Origin of the sequence: Thiohalophilus sp., assembly GCF_031581315.1 — a bacterium.
GTDB lineage: Bacteria > Pseudomonadota > Gammaproteobacteria > UBA6429 > Thiohalophilaceae > Thiohalophilus.
Genome location: NZ_JAVLAZ010000137.1, coordinates 1,372 through 4,341 on the forward strand (window position 1 = coordinate 1,372; position 2,970 = coordinate 4,341).

General features: G+C 53.0%; 4 protein-coding genes. All 4 read right to left on the minus strand.

Annotated features, from left to right (window positions below; all coding sequences use genetic code 11):
• Nucleotides 1-350: DUF3775 domain-containing protein (locus RI563_RS12715; RefSeq protein ID WP_310694755.1), on the minus strand; the 350-nt coding region annotated here is incomplete at its 3' end.
• A 64-nt stretch (nt 351-414) separates the two neighbouring features.
• Nucleotides 415-1,179 (minus strand): sulfur oxidation c-type cytochrome SoxA, encoded by a 765-nt coding sequence (gene soxA, locus RI563_RS12720; RefSeq protein WP_310694756.1) that lies wholly within the window; start codon nt 1,177-1,179, stop codon nt 415-417.
• Nucleotides 1,180-1,187: 8 nt separating this feature from the next.
• Nucleotides 1,188-1,649: a sulfur oxidation c-type cytochrome SoxX gene (gene soxX / locus RI563_RS12725; protein ID WP_310694757.1), complete on the minus strand. Its 462-nt coding sequence runs from the start codon at nt 1,647-1,649 to the stop codon at nt 1,188-1,190.
• 232 nt (nt 1,650-1,881) lie between these two features.
• Complete coding sequence (locus RI563_RS12730) at nt 1,882-2,304, minus strand: hypothetical protein (RefSeq protein WP_310694758.1); 423 nt, start codon at nt 2,302-2,304, stop codon at nt 1,882-1,884.
• Between the last annotated feature and the right edge of the window lie 666 nt (nt 2,305-2,970).

Below are 2,970 nucleotides of genomic sequence, written 5' to 3' on the forward strand. Positions count from 1 at the left end.
TCTTCGAGATAGTCGGCGATATAGGGAATAGCAATGATCTGTTCAGCCGAGCTGGAAACCAGATTCTCCACGGCCGTGCGTACTGCGGCGTCCCACTCATCCAGGGCGTAATCCTCACGGCCCAGCCAGCAGAGCGCCAATAGCTGGGCCTGCTGATCCGGTTCCATATCCCCGATAGCGTATTTCAGTTCCCGGTAAACGGGATCATCCCGATGGTCAGCCAGCACCTGTAATGCCCAGTCATCGCCGGAATTATTCGGCATCTCGGGGATCACCACAGCTTCCTTGGCATGAAATTCACGGGCCAGCTGGATAATGTTACAAATCCGTTCAGGATTGAGATCGAGCATTTTCGCTTCTCCTCTTGTTCGATAAATTCGAGTCTGGCACAGAAAAACGGTTAGTGTACGGCGATCAATGTCTGACGCCGGGTGTCTCAATCGGCAAACCGTTACCGCGGGCATTCATATAAACTTCCAGATCGATATATTCCTGTGAACCCGGCTCGTAAGGCATGGCACGCAAAGTGCCATAGCAGCCGATATATTTCTCGTGCAGGCTCATGATCGTGCCATTGGTAATACGGTAAATGGGAAAACCATTGATCTGAGCCTGGTTCAGTATCTGGCCGCGCAAACGCTGGCCTGCATACATCTCATGACAATGCACACAGGCCATATCACGTTGCCCGATACGAGTATGAAAAATTTCCTTGCCTGCCTCGTAATGTTCGCGCATCGATCCGCTGATATCCACATTGACCTTCTCACCCCGGGCGAGATAACGCACAAAAGTCTCCAGGGCAATCAGTTCGTCGGCATCATAAAGCATGGGAAACTCTTCCTGGCGATCCGCATAACACTGGTTGATCTGACTTTGTAACGTCACCGGTCCGCGTTGCGAATCATATTTTGGATAGGCTGCGATCTGTTCGGGATCGAGCTTTTCCCCATTGTCGCCATGACAGGTTGCGCAGGATTTACCATTGAAACCCGGTTTCTGAAACAGTTCCTGTCCCCGATCCACTGTCATCATGCCCGGATTGGCAAAATCATCGTCCTGCATTTGTTTGAGATCTTCACTCAATAATTCATAACTGGACTGCGGCTCCAGCGCGAACAGCGATCCGGACATCATCAACAGGGCGAAAGGCACAATCTGCATAAAGCACTTTGTCATCATGCACCTCATTTGAGCGTCATCAGGTAGGCCACCACGTCTTCCACTTCCTGGGCTGTCAGCACTGTGCTCCTGAAGGCCGGATGGGGACGATGGTAGTCACCGGGTCGCTTGTAGAAAGCCGGCATAATGGTATTGGGATTGACCCGTTGCTCGTTAACGACCCGCAAACGTAACTGGCCTTCGTTCAGGCGGGAACCGACTCCATGAAGTGGTGGCGCGACGGTACCATGCATGGGCTCTTCGGGGATCGGCATGCGATGACAGGCCAGACAATTACCGCTATCGCGATCGATTACCACCGCCCTGCCCCGCACCGGATCGCCCTGCAGGCCACCCAGCGGCTCGGGGATAGAATAGCCATCGGCTTCCCACTCGATATACTCCTCGCCGTGTATCGCTCCCGATAAAAAGAGGCCGGCGAGGCCAACAATCGCTGCTAATATCAGTCTGAAATTTAAAAGTTTCACTGTCACACTAACCATCATAGCAGTTTAAATTATAATAGCGTACGCACTGCGTAAAGTTGATCTGCATCAACACTGACTCGTTGCTGTTTTGGATTAATCGTTTCTCCATTGATATCTCAAATCCGGTTTGTCATGCCGATATATCAATGCGTCAACCAGAATAAACCATCAAGCCTGAATCTCAACAGCTCGACGTGTGATGCGTTTTGATTGGATTCGGCTTATTCGCCATTTACAACGTTTTGAGCTCTGCCGAATCCCGCAACCAGCCGTCCAACCAGCTTACCAGCAGGTGCCGGGCAATATCAGGATCGCGTATCTGCCCGAGTACCGCGCCGGCCGGCGCATCGAGGAGCTGGCCCGCCTCGTCGAGGAACAATCGCCCCACGCGATGCGTTGCCTCATCACCAACATGATCCAGATAGATCTCGCCGAGCGGTGTGCCTTCGACGGTTACCAATCGCAAGCCGATACGAAATAGCTCGCCGACATAAGTAAGCTCAGCCATAGCCTGCCGCTCATGATCGGGCCCTGTGATCCCCAGATGCCGTCCCGCATGGTGAAGCTGCGACACCAGCGCCCAGTACTCATTATCAAACTGCCTGTAGAGCCGCGCCACGCGATGAATACGCTCCGCTACTTTGTCATGTTCCATCCTTTTCCTCCGGTTCGTCGTCTGTTCAGTTTCAGCATAGACCCGGGAAAAGGTTCTGTCCCGCAATCATTCCGCACAGATTCATATCTGACAGGAAGGAATAACGAATAAAACAAAAAAAGACCACCTGACAATGCCCCTTTCTGTTTTATATGGCGCGAGGCGAATAAGCAACGCGTATTGCGAAGGCTTGATGAAACCCGAAGAAGTTCCGGGGTCCCCGGAAGGGTGAGCCGGAACCGAATGTCCAGTGGACATTCGCAGTTCGGCGAACGCCCGGCCACGGATGACGTACCGGGATGTACTAATGTCGCGGAAGGCAGGATGCCGAGAGCGACCTGCCGGGCTGGAAATCCGACGGGCGCAGGGAAACGAAAAAAGCCCATTCCTTTTGGAATGGGCTTTTTGAGTGGCGCACCCGGAAGGATTGATGCAGGCCATCCCTGGCCTGCACCCTGCGGGCGTCGCTTTGCGACGTCCAAATTCGCTCCCGGCGAATTTGTCGAACACTATTTATAATTTTGCGGTCGGAGGTTCGAATCTCCATACCAGAGCCAATAACGACAAAAGCCCGCATAAAGCGGGCTTTTGTCGTTATTTGGCGCGCCCGGAAGGATTCGAACCTCCGACCGCCTGGTTCGTAGCCAGGTACTCTATCCAGCTGAG